14 protein-coding genes are annotated in these 18,761 nt (G+C 51.6%); 5 read left to right on the forward strand and 9 right to left on the reverse strand.

The genetic code is table 11. From position 1 onward, the window contains the following. Positions 1-56: 56 nt before the first annotated feature. From obgE to Q1A04_RS06675, 5 genes are all read right to left on the reverse strand, one after another. Positions 57-1,049, reverse strand: coding sequence for a GTPase ObgE (gene obgE, locus Q1A04_RS06655; protein ID WP_299702900.1), 993 nt, complete (start codon positions 1,047-1,049; stop codon positions 57-59). 111 nt (positions 1,050-1,160) lie between these two features. After that, positions 1,161-1,751 (reverse strand): adenylate kinase, encoded by a 591-nt coding sequence (locus tag Q1A04_RS06660; protein ID WP_299702903.1) that lies wholly within the window; start codon positions 1,749-1,751, stop codon positions 1,161-1,163. Positions 1,752-1,822: 71 nt separating this feature from the next. After that, positions 1,823-2,365 (reverse strand): hypoxanthine phosphoribosyltransferase, encoded by a 543-nt coding sequence (gene hpt, locus Q1A04_RS06665; RefSeq protein ID WP_299702906.1) that lies wholly within the window; start codon positions 2,363-2,365, stop codon positions 1,823-1,825. Positions 2,366-2,624: 259 nt separating this feature from the next. Beyond that, the gene (locus Q1A04_RS06670; RefSeq protein WP_299702909.1) at positions 2,625-4,874 is read right to left on the reverse strand and encodes a sodium-translocating pyrophosphatase; all 2,250 of its coding nucleotides are present in this window, start codon (positions 4,872-4,874) and stop codon (positions 2,625-2,627) included. A gap of 273 nt (positions 4,875-5,147) precedes the next feature. Continuing rightward, positions 5,148-6,062: a M20/M25/M40 family metallo-hydrolase gene (locus Q1A04_RS06675; protein WP_299702912.1), complete on the reverse strand. Its 915-nt coding sequence runs from the start codon at positions 6,060-6,062 to the stop codon at positions 5,148-5,150. A gap of 110 nt (positions 6,063-6,172) precedes the next feature. On the opposite strand from Q1A04_RS06675, the gene Q1A04_RS06680 reads away from it, so the two are divergent. Beyond that, positions 6,173-7,417: a lipopolysaccharide assembly protein LapB gene (locus Q1A04_RS06680; RefSeq protein ID WP_299702915.1), complete on the forward strand. Its 1,245-nt coding sequence runs from the start codon at positions 6,173-6,175 to the stop codon at positions 7,415-7,417. 81 nt (positions 7,418-7,498) lie between these two features. Here Q1A04_RS06680 and Q1A04_RS06685 read toward each other — a convergent pair whose 3' ends face one another. The 3 genes from Q1A04_RS06685 to asnB all read right to left on the reverse strand — a co-directional run bounded on the left by Q1A04_RS06685 (position 7,499) and on the right by asnB (position 11,769). Continuing rightward, positions 7,499-8,464, reverse strand: a complete 966-nt coding sequence (locus tag Q1A04_RS06685; RefSeq protein ID WP_299702918.1) for a UDP-glucuronic acid decarboxylase family protein — start codon at positions 8,462-8,464, stop codon at positions 7,499-7,501. 2 nt (positions 8,465-8,466) lie between these two features. After that, positions 8,467-9,819, reverse strand: coding sequence for a UDP-glucose/GDP-mannose dehydrogenase family protein (locus Q1A04_RS06690; protein ID WP_299702921.1), 1,353 nt, complete (start codon positions 9,817-9,819; stop codon positions 8,467-8,469). A 78-nt stretch (positions 9,820-9,897) separates the two neighbouring features. Next, complete coding sequence (gene asnB / locus Q1A04_RS06695; protein WP_299702924.1) at positions 9,898-11,769, reverse strand: asparagine synthase (glutamine-hydrolyzing); 1,872 nt, start codon at positions 11,767-11,769, stop codon at positions 9,898-9,900. Between the two features lie 150 nt (positions 11,770-11,919). Here asnB and Q1A04_RS06700 point away from each other — a divergent pair, with 150 nt between their 5' ends. Together Q1A04_RS06700 and Q1A04_RS06705 are read left to right on the forward strand one after the other, a co-directional pair. Continuing rightward, positions 11,920-12,819, forward strand: a complete 900-nt coding sequence (locus tag Q1A04_RS06700) for an alpha/beta fold hydrolase (RefSeq protein ID WP_299702927.1) — start codon at positions 11,920-11,922, stop codon at positions 12,817-12,819. Positions 12,820-12,840: 21 nt separating this feature from the next. Continuing rightward, complete coding sequence (locus tag Q1A04_RS06705; protein WP_299702930.1) at positions 12,841-13,107, forward strand: hypothetical protein; 267 nt, start codon at positions 12,841-12,843, stop codon at positions 13,105-13,107. 62 nt (positions 13,108-13,169) lie between these two features. Here Q1A04_RS06705 and Q1A04_RS06710 read toward each other — a convergent pair whose 3' ends face one another. Beyond that, complete coding sequence (locus Q1A04_RS06710) at positions 13,170-14,573, reverse strand: FAD-linked oxidase C-terminal domain-containing protein (protein ID WP_299702933.1); 1,404 nt, start codon at positions 14,571-14,573, stop codon at positions 13,170-13,172. A gap of 73 nt (positions 14,574-14,646) precedes the next feature. Between Q1A04_RS06710 and Q1A04_RS06715 the strand changes: the two genes are divergently transcribed. Together Q1A04_RS06715 and Q1A04_RS06720 are read left to right on the forward strand one after the other, a co-directional pair. After that, the gene (locus tag Q1A04_RS06715; RefSeq protein WP_299702936.1) at positions 14,647-15,288 is read left to right on the forward strand and encodes a C40 family peptidase; all 642 of its coding nucleotides are present in this window, start codon (positions 14,647-14,649) and stop codon (positions 15,286-15,288) included. Positions 15,289-15,413: 125 nt separating this feature from the next. Further along, positions 15,414-18,599, forward strand: a complete 3,186-nt coding sequence (locus tag Q1A04_RS06720) for a TonB-dependent receptor (protein ID WP_299702939.1) — start codon at positions 15,414-15,416, stop codon at positions 18,597-18,599. Positions 18,600-18,761: the final 162 nt, after the last annotated feature.

Raw genomic sequence — 18,761 nt, forward strand, 5'->3', positions numbered from 1 at the left:
ATCGGTAGCAAGCCTTGCAGCCTCTACCGATCCATGTTTACATAAAGACTGGTGGACTACGAGTTAAGTGCCGACCAGATCATATCTTTCAATTGGGTGATATTCTTCTGCGTCATGCTGGAGATGAACACTGTTGGAATATCTTTCGGCAACGTCTCTCGCATTTCAGCTTCCAGCTCATCGTCAATCATATCCGTTTTGGTGATGGCCAAAATGCGTTTTTTGTCCAGTAGCTCTGGGTTGTAAGTCTGCAGTTCGTTCACCAATACCTTGTATTCCTCTGCAATATCGGGGCTGTCACACGAAATCATGAACAGGAGCATGGAGTTACGCTCAATGTGACGCAGGAAACGCAGTCCAAGGCCTTTTCCTTCCGAAGCGCCTTCGATGATACCCGGTATATCGGCCATCACAAAGGATCTGTAGTCGCGGTAAGCGACCACTCCTAAGTTCGGCTCCAGCGTGGTAAAGGCATAGTTGGCGATCTTTGGCTTTGCCGCTGATACCACCGACAGCAAGGTTGACTTACCAGCATTCGGGAAACCTACCAGACCGACATCGGCCAATAGCTTCAGCTCCAGAATCACCCATTCTTCTCTGCCGTCCTCACCCGGCTGGGCATAGCGCGGTGTCTGGTTAGTAGGCGATTTAAAGTGCGCATTGCCCAATCCGCCACGACCACCCGGTGTCAGAATAATCTCTTGTCCGTCTTCGGTGATTTCGCACATGAACTCACCGGTTTCGGCGTTACGGGCGATTGTTCCAAGTGGAACCTCCAGTACGTCGTCTTTGCCTTGCGCACCTGTCGAGTGGCTTGGTCCACCGTTTTGGCCGTTTTCGGCAATCACGTGCTTACGGTACTGCAGGTGCAGCAAGGTCCACAGCTGGGCGTTGCCACGCAGGATGATATGGCCTCCTCTGCCCCCATCGCCGCCGTCAGGACCACCCATAGCGGTGCGTTTGTCGCGGTGCAGGTGCGCAGAACCAGCGCCACCATGCCCGGAGCGGGAACAGATTTTTACGTAATCAATAAAGTTGGATTGGGCCAATGTAGGTAATGCTAATAGGTATAAATTATAAGGTATAAGCACGTACGGAGCATTTGAGTTCCGGCCTGCTTATACCTTCTGTATTCTATCTAAATAAAGCTTTGAAGAAGATTACTTCTGCTGCTTCTCTTTCAGGTTGTCGATATGCTTGCAGATATTGTTAAAGATCTCTTCAATCTCACCAATACCATCTACTGCATAAAACTTGTCTTGTCCGGCATAGTAATCAGCAACCGGAGTCGTTTTGGTATTGTATTCCACTATGCGCTTGCGGATCAGCTCTTCGTTCTGGTCATCTGGACGGCCTGAAGTCTGTCCGCGCAGTAAAAGGCGCTTCGTAAGCTCTTCATCGTCCACTTTCAAGGCGATCATGCACGAGATTTCAGTACCAAGGTCCATCAAAAGCTTGTCCAGACCCTGCGCCTGTGGCACGGTGCGAGGGAAGCCGTCAAAGATAAAACCGCCAGCGTGATTGTTCTCTTTCACTTTGTTCTCAATCATGCCGATCACCACTTCGTCTGGCACCAACAAACCGTTGTCCATCAGCGATTTGGCTTTCATACCCAGTTCAGTGCCAGCGGCAATCTCTGAGCGGAGCAAATCACCTGTCGACAGGTGTATTAGGTTATACTTGTCTATCAGCTTTTGGCTTTGCGTACCTTTACCAGCACCGGGAGGGCCAAACAAAACGATGTTGAGCATATCTTTGAGTTATGATAAAAAACAAATTTAAGGATAAAATCGATGTACTGTTGAATATTTTTTAACCTGTACTAGGATACGATCTTGTAGATGTCGCGCAGGTTGCGTCCCAATCCGTTGTAATCGAGTCCGTAGCCTACTACAAAATCGTTCGGTATAGACTTGGCCACGTACTTCACATCCAGCTGGTGCTGCAGACACTCTGGCTTCATGAGCAAGGTAATGATCTCGATCGAAGCAGGATGTTTTTCATTGAGCTGCTGCAACAATGCGTTTACGGTATGGCCGGTATCTACGATGTCTTCAATAATCACCACATCACGCCCCTCAATATTCTCAGTCAAGCCCAGCACTTCTCTCACTTTACCGGTGCTTTGCATGTCTTGGTAAGAAGACATACGGATAAATGAGATCTCGCACGGGATGTTTATGCGCTTCATCAGGTCTGCCGTGAACATGAACGAACCGTTTAGTACAGCTAGAAAAAGTGGGTTTCTACCGGCGTAGTCCTGCTCGAGCTGCTCGGCCAGCATGTGTATACGGGCGATGATTTCCTCTTCGTACATGTAAGTACTGAACTGGCAGTCGTGAAGCGTAATAGTACGGGGCTCCATAATGTGTAGTGGTGTTGTTGGTAAACAAAGGTACGGATAATAAAAAATAAGCCCAACGCTATGGCTGGGCTTATTCAAACTTAGACCATGATTTAATTTCGTTTTTGCAAGCGAAAATTACTCAGAATGGGTTCTGGCGAAGCAGTTTTTAAACTTCATAGCAGCGCTATGGGGCGAAAAAAATGCGCGATCAGGTTCCTTTATGAGCAATTTGCAGCGCAAAAGATGAAGTTAAACCATGGTCTTTAGCAAACTAAACTTATTTTTTTGCGGCGAAAGCTACGAAGTCAACGGTAGTTTCTGTGTCCGCGCTGGCTGTTTCCGGCATTACCGGCACTACTTCCATGTTGATCTCTACGGGTGCTTCCGGCAATGGCGGCTCCTGCTCCAAGGCAATGTGCGGCGCGATTACCAGTGACACGATCGACATCAGCTTGATGAGGATGTTCATAGACGGGCCTGAAGTATCTTTGAACGGATCACCCACGGTATCGCCGGTTACAGACGCTTTGTGCGGTTCAGAGCCTTTGTACTCCATCTTGCCGTTGATCTCCACACCTTTCTCAAATGACTTCTTGGCGTTATCCCAAGCGCCACCTGCGTTTGACTGGAACATCGCCATCAACACACCTGACACGGTCACACCGGCCAGAAGACCACCCAAAATTTCTGGAGAGGAAGTATCCGGGAACACACCTTGGAAGCCGAAGCCTACGATAACAGGCACGATCAGGGCAATAGCACCTGGCAACATCATTTCGCGAATAGCCGCCTTGGTAGAGATGGCCACGCATTTTTCATACTCTGGCTGACCGGTTCCTTCCATAATACCCGGAATCTCGCGGAACTGACGACGCACTTCGTGCACCATCGCCATGGCTGCACGTCCTACTGCCGCTATACACAGTGCCGAGAAGATAAACGGAATCATGGCTCCGATAAACAGGCCGGCCAATACCGGCGCTTTGTACAGGTCAATAGAATCGATACCCGCTATACCTACGAAAGCCGCAAACAGAGCCAGTGATGTCAACGCCGCAGAGGCAATCGCGAAGCCTTTACCTGTAGCTGCAGTGGTGTTACCCACGGCGTCTAGAATGTCGGTACGGCCGCGCACTTCTTTTGGAAGCTCACTCATTTCGGCTATACCGCCTGCGTTGTCCGCAATCGGCCCGAAGGCGTCAATAGCCAACTGCATGGCCGTAGTCGCCATCATACCGGCCGCTGCAATAGCCACCCCATACAGACCAGCTGAGGCGTAAGAAAGCACAATACCGGCCGCCAGCACGATCATGGGCATAACCGTAGACTGCATACCTACTGCCAGACCAGCGATGATGTTGGTGGCATGGCCTGTAGAAGACTGCTGCACGATAGAATTAACAGGGCCTTTGCCCATAGCGGTATAATACTCCGTGATGATACTCATGAGCGTACCTACTACCAAACCGATAATCACGGCATAGAACACACCGTCGTTGGTGAATTCAAAATTACGGAGCACCAGATTCTCCGGCATCAGCCAGTGAATAGCGAAATAAGCGCCAACAGCCGTTAGGGCAACGGAGATCCAGTTACCCAAGTTAAGAGCCGCCTGCACGTTTCCGCCTTCTTTTACCCGAATAAAGAGCATACCGATCAGGGAGAATACGATACCCAAACCAGCGATGAACATCGGTAGGATTACTGGGGCCATGCCGCCGAAATTGTCTTGAGAAACCACTTCACGACCAAGTACCATGGTCGCCAGAATAGTGGCCACATACGAACCGAAAAGGTCAGCGCCCATACCTGCCACGTCGCCCACGTTGTCACCCACGTTATCAGCGATAGTAGCCGGGTTGCGCGGATCGTCCTCCGGTATACCTGCTTCTACTTTACCCACCAAGTCAGCGCCTACGTCGGCCGCTTTGGTATAGATACCACCACCTACACGGGCAAAAAGGGCAATACTTTCAGCACCCAGCGAGAAACCGGTGAGCACTTCCAACGCCACTTCCATTTCGTGCCCGTTCACATCGCCATTCACACTGTATACAAAGAAGTAGTAAAGCACGATAAAGAGCGAGCCCAAGCCCAATACGGCCAAACCTGCCACGCCCATACCCATTACTGAGCCACCCGCAAACGACACGTTCAGGGCACGTGAAAGACTAGTACGAGCCGCTTCGGCCGTGCGCACGTTGGCCTTGGTGGCGATGCGCATGCCGACAAAACCAGCGATGGCTGAGAAAAGGGCACCCATGATGAAGGCTAGCACGATCGTCCAGTGCGAATTCTCACCGGTATAGCCGAGATAGAAAAGGAATATACTGGCGATGACTACAAAGTAAAAGAGCACTTTGTACTCCGCTTTTAAGAAAGCCATCGCGCCGTCGGCGATGTGACGGGCGATCTCTGTCATGCGTTCGTTACCTGCTTCTTGCTTCGTTACCCAAGCCGACCGTATAAAGGTATACAGGAGGGCCGCCAGACCAAATCCAGGAATTGCGTAGAGAATAGTTTCCATTCAATAAGAGTTAGTTTTGTTAAAAAGGGTTGAGATTCTAAAAATTGCTATATAGAGCTATTAAAGAAAGCCTATTCGTTTGACTTTTCCAAATATTTGCTCTCAAAGCCACTTATATTAGCCTTCACTTATACCCTTAAAACTTAACCGCTTGCGCCGTTACGGCGTATAACCCTACCCTCATACTCCCAAAACCTACTTCTACACCCTTTAAAAGCACAAAAAGGCCATCCTGAACAGATGGCCTTCCCTTATAAATCCAATCAAATACTTTTACAGCTTCTCCATCAACTCCCGGTAAAGCGCCACCATACTGTTGATATCTTTCTTGTTAACGATCTCATTTGGGGTATGTACATTATCCTCGGGAGCACCCACAAAGCACCAATCCCATGGGTATGGCCCATGCTGCAGCTCCTTGGCGTCGCTGCCGCCGGAGCCCTCTACTTCTAATTGGTAAGGTATACCAGAGGCTTTTGCTATACCGATGATCTTCTCCACATAAGACCTCCGCGGAATCAGGCTATCGCGCATGGAGATGACCACGCCCTTGCCCGGCTGCACACCCTCTGTTACCCACGTGATATCCGAGATCAGGGCCTGATGTACCCCATAGCGCTCCGAAATATATTTTGCAAGGTAGGCGACTGAACCTCCCCCATGCTCTTCCCAGCTACTGAAAGCGATAATGCCATCCTCCAACGTCTCCGCCACTTTTAGGGCACTCCATACTCCTAACCGGTTGTCTAGGTAGCAGGACTGCACCGTTTCCTCTGTCTCTCTGAAGTCGCACTTAAAGACTAACTCTGTTCCTCGTTCGATTTCCCGCTCATACTTGTAGCTTAGCTCATGCTCTTCTTCGTCAAACTCCAGCGTGCATTCAATCTTTCCCTGCGAGTCTTCTCCCACCAAGGTATAGCCGGTTTCCAGATCAGGGCCTCCGATCTTTACCAGTTGCTTACCATAGCGCACCGTAAAACCGATGGAGTCAATATGAGCGAAGATAGCTGTACGGGGCTTTCCGAATATCAACAAAATACAATCTTGAAAACCTTCTCCATAAACTATGGTCGGTTGCCGCTTCCACTGAACTTTCTGTTCTTCAATGTAGTTAAGCAAAAAATCGGATAGTTTTTTCTCGTTGCCGGATGGAGCGTGTATGCTACAGAGTTGTTTCAGAAGTTTCATGTAATATTTCTTTTGTATCAATTCAAATTTAGTATAATTGTTGTACTTTTAGTACCCGATTACTAGTTAAGGGCGCTAAAACACGACACTCCGGCTTTTTCTTTTAACCTATGAATAAGATTGTACTTGTTTTCCTCGGTATCCTCCTGTCAACCTTTGCTATGGCACAAGGCGCAAAGGCGCAACAGGACACAGTAATGAGGGAGATAACCATGCAATCTGTTGAGGTGATTCCGAGTGCCGGCAACATAAAAGGCATGCTTCTGATGGACAAGGACATCCAGTACGAACTGGAAGGCGCCGTGGACAACATGTATAACTTTAAGTATGAGCTGGCCGAGAAGCAGTTCAAGTCCCTGCGCCGTCGCTACCCCCACCACCCGCTCCCTTATTTTCTGATGGGCCTCAGCCAGTGGTGGAAGATCGTCCCTACCAACATCCAGACCCTGCAGTACGACGACCTTTTCTTCGCCTACATGGACTCCACCATCCAGAAGGCCGAAAAGCTTTACGATAACAATGACAAAGACTACGAAGCCGCTTTTTTCCTGTCAGCCGCCAACGGCTTTACAGCCCGACTGCACTCCGAGCGTAGCAACTGGCGCAAGGCTACCGTGGCCAGTAAGCGCTCTCTTGAATACTTGGAAAAAGCCAAAGCGGGCAATGGCCTGAGCCCTGAGTTTTTGTTCGGCGAGGCCCTCTTCAACTACTACTCCATCTGGATTCACGAAAACTACAAAATGCTGCGCCCAGTGCTGGCTTTTTTCCCAAGCGGCGACAAGCGACTGGGTATAAAACAGCTCCGCTACGTGGCCGGCAACGGCTTTTATACGGGTACCGAGGCTAAGTTCTTCCTCATGAAAATCTATGCCAATGAGGAGGGAAATATGGAAGCCGCATTGGATCTGGTCAAGGGGCTGGTAGAGAAATACCCGAATAATGCGTATTTCCAACGCTTCTATGCCCGGGCACTCTTTGTGCAGGGCCATTTCACGCTGGCTGAGCGTGTTTGCTTGGACATGCTCAACAAACTGGATCAACGTATGCCGGGCTATGAAGCGGTAAGCGGACGCTATGCCTCCTACATTCTCGCCTATATCAATCAGAACAAGTATAGGGACTACCAGAAAGCAAAGGCGTACTATCAAAACTCCATTATGTTCGCCGAAATGAGCAATGAGCGTGAATCGGGCTACTTCGTGAATTCATACCTCAACCTAGCCCGTATCGCTAAGCAGGAACGCGAACTTAAAACGGCAAAACACTACTACGCCATCGTGCTAGAGGCTACTGACAAAAAGCAGGCTGCCAACAAGGAAGCTAAGAACTTCATTAAAGCACATAAAAAAATCTAAGAGAAGTTTCAGCTACCTCCCATAAACAAGAAAGGCCCTGACTAGTCAGGGCCTTTCTTGTTATACAGTGTTTCTGTAGAGCTAGTGTGCTACACGATCAGCGGGTATCTGCACTTTCTCCTTGAAATACTCGAGCGTTCTTCTCAGACCCTCGGCCCGGTCCACTTTCGGCTCCCAGCCCAGCACCTCTCTGGCCTTGGAGATGTCCGGCTGGCGCTTCTGCGGGTCGTCGGTCGGCAGGGGCTGGTACTCCACGTTGAGCTCCACGCCCGTTAGCTTGCAAATCTCCTCGGCGAACTGCTTGATGGTGATCTCGGACGGGTTGCCGATGTTGACCGGCATGTGGTAGTCGCTCAGCAGCAGGCGGTAGATGCCCTCCACCAGATCGTCCACGTAGCAGAAGGAGCGCGTCTGGCTGCCGTCGCCGAAGATGCTAAGCGGCTCGCCCCTGAGCGCCTGGCTCAGGAAGGCGGGCAGCACGCGGCCGTCGTCGAGGCGCATGCGCGGCCCGTAGGTGTTGAAGATGCGCACGATGCGCGTCTCCAGCCCGTGGTGCATGTGGTAAGCCATGGTCATGGCCTCTTGGAAGCGCTTGGCTTCGTCGTAGCATCCGCGCGGCCCCACCGGGTTCACGTTGCCCCAGTAGTCCTCGCTCTGCGGGTGCACCAGCGGGTCGCCGTACACCTCCGAGGTGGAGGCGATCAGCATGCGGGCCCCCTTGGCCATGGCTAGGCCCAGCAGGTTGTGGGTGCCCAGCGAGCCCACCTTCAGGGTCTGGATCGGGATTTTGAGGTAGTCGATCGGGCTGGCCGGCGAAGCGAAGTGCAGGATGTAGTCCAGCTTGCCCGGCACGTGCACGAACTTGGACACGTCGTGGTGGTAGAACTCGAACTGCTCGAGCTTGAACAAATGCTCGATGTTCTCCAAGTTACCCGTGATCAGGTTGTCCATGGCGATGACGTGATAGCCCTCGGCTATCAGGCGGTCGCACAGGTGGGAGCCGAGAAAGCCGGCCCCGCCCGTTACCAGTACTCTTTTTCTTGCCATGGCTATACGGTCGCGTTGGTTTGCTGTGGAACAGAGGCCTGCTTGATGCCGATGCCGAAGTAGGCGAAGCCCTTCTCCTCCATCTCCTTGGCGTCGTAGATGTTTCTGCCGTCAAACACGACCTTCTCCTTCAAAAGCTTGCTCACCACGGCGAAGTTCGGGGAGCGGAACTCGGGCCACTCGGTCACCAGCAGCAGCGCGTCGGCGTCGATGAGGGTCTCGTACTCGTCCTTGCCGTACTCGATCGAGTCGCCGAGCGAGTGCCTGGCCTCCTTCATGGCCACCGGGTCGTAGGCCTTCACCTTCGCACCACGCTCGAGCAGCTTCTCGATGATCACCAGCGAGGGGGCCTCGCGCATGTCGTCGGTCTTGGGCTTGAAGGAGAGTCCCCACACGGCAAACGTCTTACCCGACAGGTCGCCGTTGTAGTAGTTGCTTATTTTGTTGAAGAGAACGGACTTCTGCTTCTCGTTCACCGTCTCCACCGATTTCAATACCTCCATCTGGTAGCCGTTCTCGGAGGCCGTCTTGATCAGGGCCTTCACGTCCTTGGGGAAGCAGCTTCCCCCGTAGCCGATGCCCGGGTAGATGAACTTGTTGCCGATGCGGGCGTCCGAGCCGATGCCCTTGCGGACCATGTTCACGTCGGCGCCCATGACCTCGCACAGGTTGGCGATGTCGTTCATGAACGAGATCTTAGTGGCCAGCATGGCGTTGGCCGCGTACTTGGTCATCTCGGCCGAGGGGATGTCCATGAAAATCAAGGGGTGTCCGTTCATCAGGAACGGCTTGTAGAGCTTGCTCATCACCTGCTCGGCGCGCTCGGAGTCCACCCCCACCACGATGCGGTCGGGCTTGAGGAAGTCGTCGATGGCGGCCCCCTCCTTCAGAAACTCGGGGTTGGAGGCCACGTCGAAGGCGATGTCGGCGCCGCGCGCCTCGAGCTCCTCGCGGATGGCGCGGCGCACCTTGGCCGCCGTGCCCACCGGCACGGTGCTCTTGGTCACCACCACCAGATAGTCGGTCATGGAGCGGCCGATCTCGCGGGCCACGGCCAGCACGTACTTCAGGTCGGCCGAGCCGTCCTCGCCCGGAGGCGTGCCCACGGCGATGAAGGCCACCTGGCAGCCCTGCACGCTGGCCGCTAGGTCGGTGGAGAAGCTGAGGCGCTCCTTCTGGGCGTTGCGCGTCACCATCTCCTCCAGACCCGGCTCGTATATGGGCAGGATGCCCTGCTTGAGGTTCTCTATCTTCTTCTCGTCGATGTCGATGCAGGTCACGTCGATGCCCACCTCGGCAAAGCAGGTGCCCGTCACAAGGCCGACGTAGCCAGTGCCTACTACAGCTATTCTCATAGGTAAATCTTATTAATGAAGTACAAATTTAATGTTTATATACTATTATATACGATATAATATCACTTTTTAAAGCCCTCACAGCATCCATTTCTGCCACCAATGCTGAAACACCAGTAGGCTCCATACCTGAGATTGCCACTCACCACTCCGTGAGCTGGCCATACCTACCCGCAGGCGCTGCACCTGCCCCGGATCAAATATTCCCTGCCTTCGGATAAAGTCATCAGACAGATAGCTCTCCACCAATAGCCGGGCTTCTGTCTGCAACAGCTGCTGCAATGGTAATTCAAACCCCTGTTTAGGTTTGTTAGTCAATTCTTTAGGCAATAAGCTTTTGAACGTATCATGCAGAATTTTCTTTCGCTGTGTAGCATCAATTTTGGAACTTACCGGAAGTGAAAACGCAAACTTAACAATTTTATGGTCTAAGAACGGACTTCTGATCTCCAATCCATTTGCCATCCCTATCAGATCTATCTTTGGAAGCACAACATTTGCAAGCTCCAGCTGCCAGTCGGCGCAGAGCACGTTGTTCAGGTTGTGATGATTTTCTTCCAGACAAGATAAGAGACGTTGTTTTCGGGCCAAGTATAGCCTGTTGCGAACACTTCTGGCCAGTTTAGGCTCTAACAGCGCGAGGGCCTCTGACTCATTGGCCAAACTCGCCCACTGCCAGTATCTTTCCCTATGGGGCATACCGGCGCCTTTAGAGAACTGACGCAGTTGTCTTACTTTGTTCGCAGCAAAAGAGTTACGGGGATTTGGCAATAAATTCAGAAGAAATCCAAGGGATTTCGCCACCCCAACCTTTACGCCACCACTTATCAGTTGATACTCAGCAAGATGCCTTTCACACCCGGCAAAAAGCTCATCTGTACCGTTTCCCGAAAGTACAATCCGCACCTCTTGACTTGCACGTCCGCCTAGAATATATTCTGCCAGAGCTGAGGAGTCGGCAAAAGGCTCACTCAGGCAATTTAGGAAACCCGGCAAACTGGCATACATATCCTGTGTTGTCACAAGGTATTCCGTGTGCTCGGTTTTATACCTGTTGGCTACTAGTCGGGCATGGCGCAGGACATCTGTATCAGCCTGCCCTGCAAATCCGATGGAGAAAGTCTTAAGCTGAGACAGGTGTTTGGAGGCAAGCGCCGTTGTTATGCAAGACTCTATACTGCCATCCAATAATACTCCGGGCGGATCGCCGGTCCCTAAACAGCCGACGACTGCCTGTTCGAGCAGTTTTTCTAGCTTGGCTTGCTGCTGTGTATAACTTAGTGGGTTAGTTGCCGCCTTTTCAGAATCGTAAGGCAGACGATGCCACATTTTCTGATGCAGCTTGTTATCCTTCAGGTATAGAAAGTGACCGGGCAGTAGCTTTTTAACACCCTTCAACATAGAAGCGGGTGCCGGCACATAGCCTAGCTGCAAGTACTGGTAAAGCGAGGTCTGATCTACTTCACGTGGAACGCCAAGTTCCAGCAAAGCCGCCATATCAGAGCCAAATAGGAACTTGTCGGCATCTCTGTAGTACAGCAAAGGCTTTTCGCCGTATCGGTCGCGTGCGATGAACAGTGAATCTTTCACTTTATCGTAAACGGCCAAGGCAAAATAGCCACGTAGCCGCTTAAGGAACTCCTGACCTTCTTTTATGTAAAGTCGCAGTATGACCTCGGCATCTGTGTCGGTATGAAAGGTATAGCCTACAGACTGGAGCTTTGTGCGCAAATCACGGCAGTTTAAAACTTCGCCTTGGTATACCATGATATAGCGCCCGGTAGGATCTTGGAAGGTCTGTGCAGAACCCGCCAACCCGACCTGACCTTCTTGATAGAGTCTCTTATTACCATTGTCTGAATTCTGGAGTGCCCGAACACGTCGTTCCAAGCCCTGTAACGCTTCGTTGCCAGTGGCTGTAAAGGCATACACTCCTGCTATTCCAAACATAGTGGCTGCAATTTACGATTTATCGAAGGGCATACGCACCAATCCTATTTACGGCGATAAAAAAAGCATTTCCGGACAGATTTTTACTTCCTGCACAACCTGTGCCCCTCTCTCAAGTATAGTAAGTATAGATCACACCCTGAGTCACCTATGAAACCAGACTGGCTGGATACCAAAGAATATCCGTTCGAATCTAAGTTCTTAGAGCTAGAGGCGGGCAAAATGCACTATATCGATGAGGGAGAAGGCCATCCGATCGTAATGATCCACGGCACGCCTTCTTGGTCTTTTGCATACCGCAACCTCATCAAAATTCTAAGCAAAAAGCATCGCTGCATTGCGCTGGATCTGATCGGGTTTGGGTTGTCGGACAAACCGAAGGACTGGAGCTACAAGCCACGGGCCCATGCCGCCAACTTCGAGCAACTTATGGAACACCTCCAGCTCAAAAACATCACGCTGGTGGTGCATGACTTTGGTGCCCCTATCGGGCTGGCCTATGCCATCAAGCACCCGGACAATGTGCAGAACATCGTGATGCTCAACACATGGACTTGGTCCCTGTCGAACCATCAGGTGTTTTCGAAGGCCAGCAAGTACTTGGTGGGCCCGCTGGGCAAGTTTCTGCACTCCAAGCTAAACGTAACCACAGGCACACTGGTGCATGAGCTGTTTGGGAAAGAAAGCAAGATGCCCGAGAAGCTGCAGGAGCAGTACACCCGAGCGCTCGGCGACCCGGATGATACGGTAAGCTCCCTAGCCTGCGCCCGCGAGCTGGTGGGGGTAAGCAAGTGGTATGACGAACTTTGGCAGGAGCGCAAGAAAATACAGGATATCCCAACCCTTATACTCTGGGGGGAGCGCGACAAACTGGTAAAGATCGACGCGCTGCAGCGCTGGAAAAACTTCTTCCACGAATGCTATGTGCTGCACTTTGAAGACAGCGGCCACTTTTTGATGGAAGAGCACGCTGATGATGTGGCAGGGTATGTAAACAATTTTATTAAAGAAGAAGATAAGAAAAAAGAGAAAGCAGAACACGATCACTAACCTAAAAAAGAGGAAACACCTATGGAACCCGATAAATCACTAGAAGAGGCTCTGTTTCGCAGTCACCAAGCAACAGAGAAATCCAATCAAGCACAAAGCAAACTATATAATATGGGCAGCGGCCCCGAAAACCCAGAAGCGCATCAGTCCGCCGCGTCACAACCAGAACTGCACGAGACTCCGCGCAACCTGTTGCAGTCGTGGGACACCTTGCGGCAGTTGGATGAGGAATTAGAAGCTAAAAAATCAAAAAAAAAGCACAATACAGATACCAAGCCCAAAGCATAATTATTGGCACATACATAACATAAACAGAAAGAGGCAGCCGTTATATGGCTGCCTCTTTCTGTTTAAAATATCTTCCCCGGGTTGAGAATACCATTCGGATCAAAGAGTTGCTTTATACCTTGCATAAGCCGCAACTGCACTTCGCTGAGTGCTATACCTATGTAAGGCCGCTGCACCAGCCCAATGCCATGCTCACCGGAGATGGTGCCTCCTAAACTCACGCACAGGCGGAAGATCTCCTTTATACCTTCGGGCAGCTTGTTGTTCCAGTCATCGTCTGACATATCGCCCTTCACGATGTTGATGTGCAGGTTGCCGTCGCCGGCGTGGCCGTAGCAAACCGACTTGAAGTTATACCTTGCCCCGATCTCCTTTACGCCCCGCAAGAGCACGGGCAGTTCGGCACGCGGCACCACGGTGTCTTCTTCTTTGTAGATGGAGTTGCTTTTCACGGCATGGCCTACGTTGCGGCGCAGGCGCCAAAGGTCTTCTTTCTGTTTTTCGGTATCGGCCACGAGTATGTCGCCTACGTCGAAAGTCTCCAGCACCTCGTATACCCGCTCGGCGTCTTTGTAGAGCAAGTCCATGTCGTTGCCGTCCAGCTCAATGAGCAAATGCGCCCGCTCATCAGCTGACATCGGCATCTCCAAACCTACATACCGACAAGTCCACTCAATGGCCTCGCGCTCCATGAACTCTAGCGCCGACGGCACGATGCCCGCCATAAAGATGCGCGCTACGGCAGCGGCGGCCTCTTCTTCTTTGCGGAACGGCACCAGCATCACCAGATTCTGGGTCGGGTAAGGTATAAGCTTGAAGACAATCTTGGTGATAACCCCCAATGTACCCTCGCTCCCAACCATCAGCTGCGTCAGGTTGTATCCGGTGGCGTTTTTGAGCACATTGGCGCCGGTCCACGTAATCTCACCGGTTGGCAGCACCACCTCCACGTTCAGCACATAGTCTTTGGTCACGCCATACTTCACCGCCCTCGGTCCGCCCGACGATTCGCTCAGGTTGCCGCCCAGTTGACTGCTGCCCCGGCTCGAAGGGTCCGGCGGATAGAAAAGTCCTTTTGCAATCACCGCCTCCTGAAACACTTGCGTTATCACGCCGGGCTCCACAGTGGCCTGCAAGTTGCGCTCATCGATGTCAATGATCGCGTTTAGCCGCTCCATCGACAGCACCACGCCCCCGTGCACCGCCAGCGCGCCGCCGCTCAGTCCGGTGCCGGCTCCGCGTGGTGTCACCGGTATAAGATTTTCGTGGCACAGACGCATAATACGGCTTATTTCCTCGGCGTTCTTAGGTTTGAGCACCACTTCCGGGTGGTAGCGCAGGTCTTCGGTTTCGTCATGGGTATAGCGCTCCATACCTTCTAGGTCAGCGGGCAGCACCATGTGATCATGCCCGACGATGGAGGCAAAAATTTCGGCCAGTTCGGGGCTTATCTTGTTGAATTTCATTTTATATTAAATAGCTAATGCTTAATTTAGCCAGCACGTCACCTAATTGTGTCATCTATTACCAAGTTACGCTTTGAGAACATCAATTACCAATTACCTATTATTTATCTTTTTTATTGGGTTGCTGGCCTCCTGCCAATCTGCGCAGCCCACTTTCAGCAAGCGTGGCGAAACGTATAAGTCAGCCCGGGAAATAGCCGAGGAGAAGCGTCAGGCTCGCAAACAGGCCAGAATGGCCGCCCGCAACGGTGGTAAAGGCAAAAAAGTAGCCTCCAAAGACCGCACCAGCCGAACCAAAGTACCCAATGCACGCCGCCTAGACGAGAATGTAGCCACCGTTATCCATACGGCGCGCTCCTATACCGGCACCCCTTACCGCTGGGGAGGTACCACCCGCGTGGGCATGGACTGCTCCGGTCTGCTGTGCACCTCCTTTCAGAGCATAAACGTCACCCTGCCCCGCACCTCGGAGGAGCAAAGCCGTTACGGCAAGCCGGTTAAGGTAAAGGAATTGAAAGAAGGTGATTTGGTATTCTTCGGTGCCAACAAATACAGCCGTGAGATCACGCACGTGGGCATGGTAACCGAGGTAATCAATGATAATGAGATAAAATTCATACACGCCTCCACCAGCCTCGGTGTCATCGAAAACAACCTGATTTCAGATTACTGGCAGAAGATTTTTATCAAAGCGGTCAGGCCATTTGAGGAATAAACCCTCTAAGAAACAAGGTATAATCTGGAATCCGATACAAAATTTTACACAAAAACAACACATAAAACCCTCACAACTACGTACTTATAAGCAATTAGATTTTTTCAATCAAACTTATAAGTATTATGAGGACTTTTTACACAAGGCTACTTCCGTTCCTTCTCTTTTTGCTGACAGGCCAGACAGCATTAGCACAGGGTACAACTACAGCCGCCATGAACGGCGTAGTGCAAGACCAAGGTGGTTCTCCCCTTCCCGGGGCAACAGTCATTGCGGTCCACACTCCAACCAACACGCAGTATGTAGCTGGCACCAATGCAGAGGGGCGCTATAATATTCAGAACATGCGCGTTGGCGGTCCTTACACGGTTAGGACCTCTTATGTCGGGTATCAGGAACAGCGGTTTGAGAATATCAACTTGGCATTAGGCCAGAATTTCAGACTGGACCTGACCTTGGCGGAAAGCACCACCACACTCGGAGAAGTAATGGTGACGGCCACGCAGGACAAAATTATCAACTCGGATAGAACAGGCGCCGCCACCAACGTATCGACGGAACAAATTGAATCCCTGCCGACCATCTCCCGAAGCCTCAACGACTTTACCCGCATCACGCCGCAGGCCTCCACTTCAGGAGCAGGCATATCGTTCGCGGGCCAGAACAACCGCTTCAATAACTTCTCCATCGACGGCACCGTGAACAACGACGTGTTCGGCCTATCGGCCAGTGGTACCAATGGCGGTCAGACCGGTGTGCAGCCGATCTCCCTCGATGCCATTGAGGCGATACAGGTCGTGATAGCACCATTCGACGTGAGACAGAGCGGTTTCACGGGGGGTGGTATCAATGCCATTACCCGAAGCGGGTCCAACCGCTTTACAGGTTCGGCCTATTATTTCGGCAACAACGAACGCTTGGTGGGCAAGAGCCCGGATGACGCGCGAACAAGGCTGCCGGACTTCACCGACTACCAGACCGGTATCCGCATCGGCGGTCCGATCATCAAAGACAAGCTCTTCTTCTTTGTAAACGGCGAGAAAACCAAACGGGTGGCCCCGCTCCTGTTCGAACCCGGCTCCGCAGGCTCTAACATCACAGTAGATGAAGCTACCCGGGTATTTAACACGGCTAACCGACTGGGATATGACCCCGGCAGTTTCAGGGCCATAGACGACGAAACCCTGAGTGATAAGATCTTCGCCCGGCTCGACTGGAACATTACTGATAACCACCAACTCACGCTCCGCCACAGTTACGTGTATGGTGAAAACATCGACAACTCCAGAACACCGAACGCCCTGCGCTTCTCAAACAACGCTGAGTACTTCCCAAGTACCACCAACTCCAGCGTACTCCAGTTGCGCAGCCAGTTCGGCGGGCAGTATGCCAATGAGGCGTTGATCGGCTTTACGGCAGTGCGAGATGACCGCGACATTATTGGCGATCCCTTCCCGAGTGTACTTATCAGGCTTGATGGCGGCAGAACGATTGCATTGGGCAGTGAGCCCTTTTCCGCACAAAATCAGCTGGACCAAGATGTGCTGACCATTACCAACAATTTCAATGCTTTTCTAGGCAAACACACCATCACACTCGGAACCCACAACGAATTTTACAAAACGTTCAACCTCTTTATAAGACAGGAGTTTGGGGCCTATGAGTATAACTCCCTCGAGGCTTTCGAAGCGATTGGCACACCGAATGAAGCTGCCCCGGGCGCATTTTTCAGAAACTACTCCCGCACCGACAACCGCCAGCAGGGTGCTAATTTCAACGCGTTCCAACTAGGTTTTTATGTACAGGATGAGTATGCCGTGATGAACAACCTGAAATTGACGGCCGGTCTGCGTTTGGACATCCCGACCTTTAGCGATCAGCCCGCTGCCAACACGGAGTTCAACGAGGCATTTCAAAGCCGGGGCTTGGCTACAGACAAAACGCCGGGAGCCCAGTATATGCTGTCTCCAAGGCTGGGGGTGAACTGGGATGTGATGGATAATGGCAATACTCAGGTACGTGGCGGCGCCGGCGTTTTTACGGGTAGAGCCCCCTTCGTGTGGATATCAAACCAGTACACCAACACGGGTGAGCTTTTGGGAAGCCTTGCCCTCACCTCAGGACCGCTGCTGGAACAGATCCGTTTCAGTCCGGATCCAAATATGCAGCCAACCGCCACCAGCGTGGGCCTGTCGGATAGAACAGCTGAAATCAACATCACCGACCCAGACTTCAAATTCCCGCAGCTGTTCCGTGTAAACGCCGCTATAGACCAGCGCCTGCCATTTGATATGGTGGCCACTTTGGAGGGTATCTACTCCAAGAACCTGAATAACATCTATTACCAGAACCTGAATTTGGAGCAAAACGGCACCTTGGATGGAGCGGATAATCGTCCTGTTTTCAGAAGAATTCCGGGCAATAATTTTCAGGACATCATATACCTGACCAATACAAGCCGTGGCTTTGGCTACAGCCTGACCGGCCAATTGCAAAAGACCTTCATGGAGAATGGGCTTTCCGGTTCCTTGGCCTATACCTACTCACGCGCCAAAGACGTAAACCCCGGCAACTCGAGCCAAGCGCGCTCTAACTGGATAAACGTAAACCAAGTAGAAGGCCTGAACAATGTAAGAGAAGCCTTTGCTGACAATGACGTGCGCTCCAGAGTGGTGGCAGGGCTTACCTATAATATGAACTACTTGGGCTTTGCCGGCACCACCATCTCCGCTTTCTACAACGGACAGACAGGTGTACCGCTCTCCTATATCTACAACGGGGACGTGAACAATGATGCGGGCAGGACGAACGACCTGATCTACATCCCGAGAGACCAGTCGGAGATCAACCTTGTGCCTATTACTGACCGGCAGGGAAATGTCATCCCCGGCTCTCCCACGCCGGACGATCAGTGGGCGGCACTGGATGCCTTTATCAGTGACAATGACTACTTGAGCTCCCGCCGGGGCCAATATGCGGAGCGAAACGAAGACCGGCTCCCTTGGACGAACCAGATTGACTTGCGCCTGATGCAGGAGTTCAGACTAGGGCTGGGTAATATCGAGAACAGACTCCAGCTTACGCTTGATATTTTTAACTTCACTAATCTGATCAACAAAGACTGGGGCAGACAGTACACTGCTACTTTCAACGCTTTCCAAGCCATAGACTTTGTCGGGTACGAGGCAGGCACCACAACCCCGAGGTTCAACTACACAGGCAGGGGCCTGACAGATGGCAACCCCTACTTTGTGAATGATTTTCAGTCAAGGTGGAGAGGGCAATTCGGCATACGCTACATTTTTAACTAGCGATAATTACAACTGAACGCCAAAAGGAAAGGCGGTGCTTGCAAGCACCGCCTTTCCTTTTGGCGTTCAGTGTTTAAACTGAGTTTAAGCATAACGTCCGATCGCAATTTACAACTTTTTTCTATTGCTTGAAAATAAATAACATAAGACGAATTATTAATA

It is taken from the genome of uncultured Pontibacter sp., from assembly GCF_947499215.1.
Classification (GTDB): domain Bacteria; phylum Bacteroidota; class Bacteroidia; order Cytophagales; family Hymenobacteraceae; genus Pontibacter.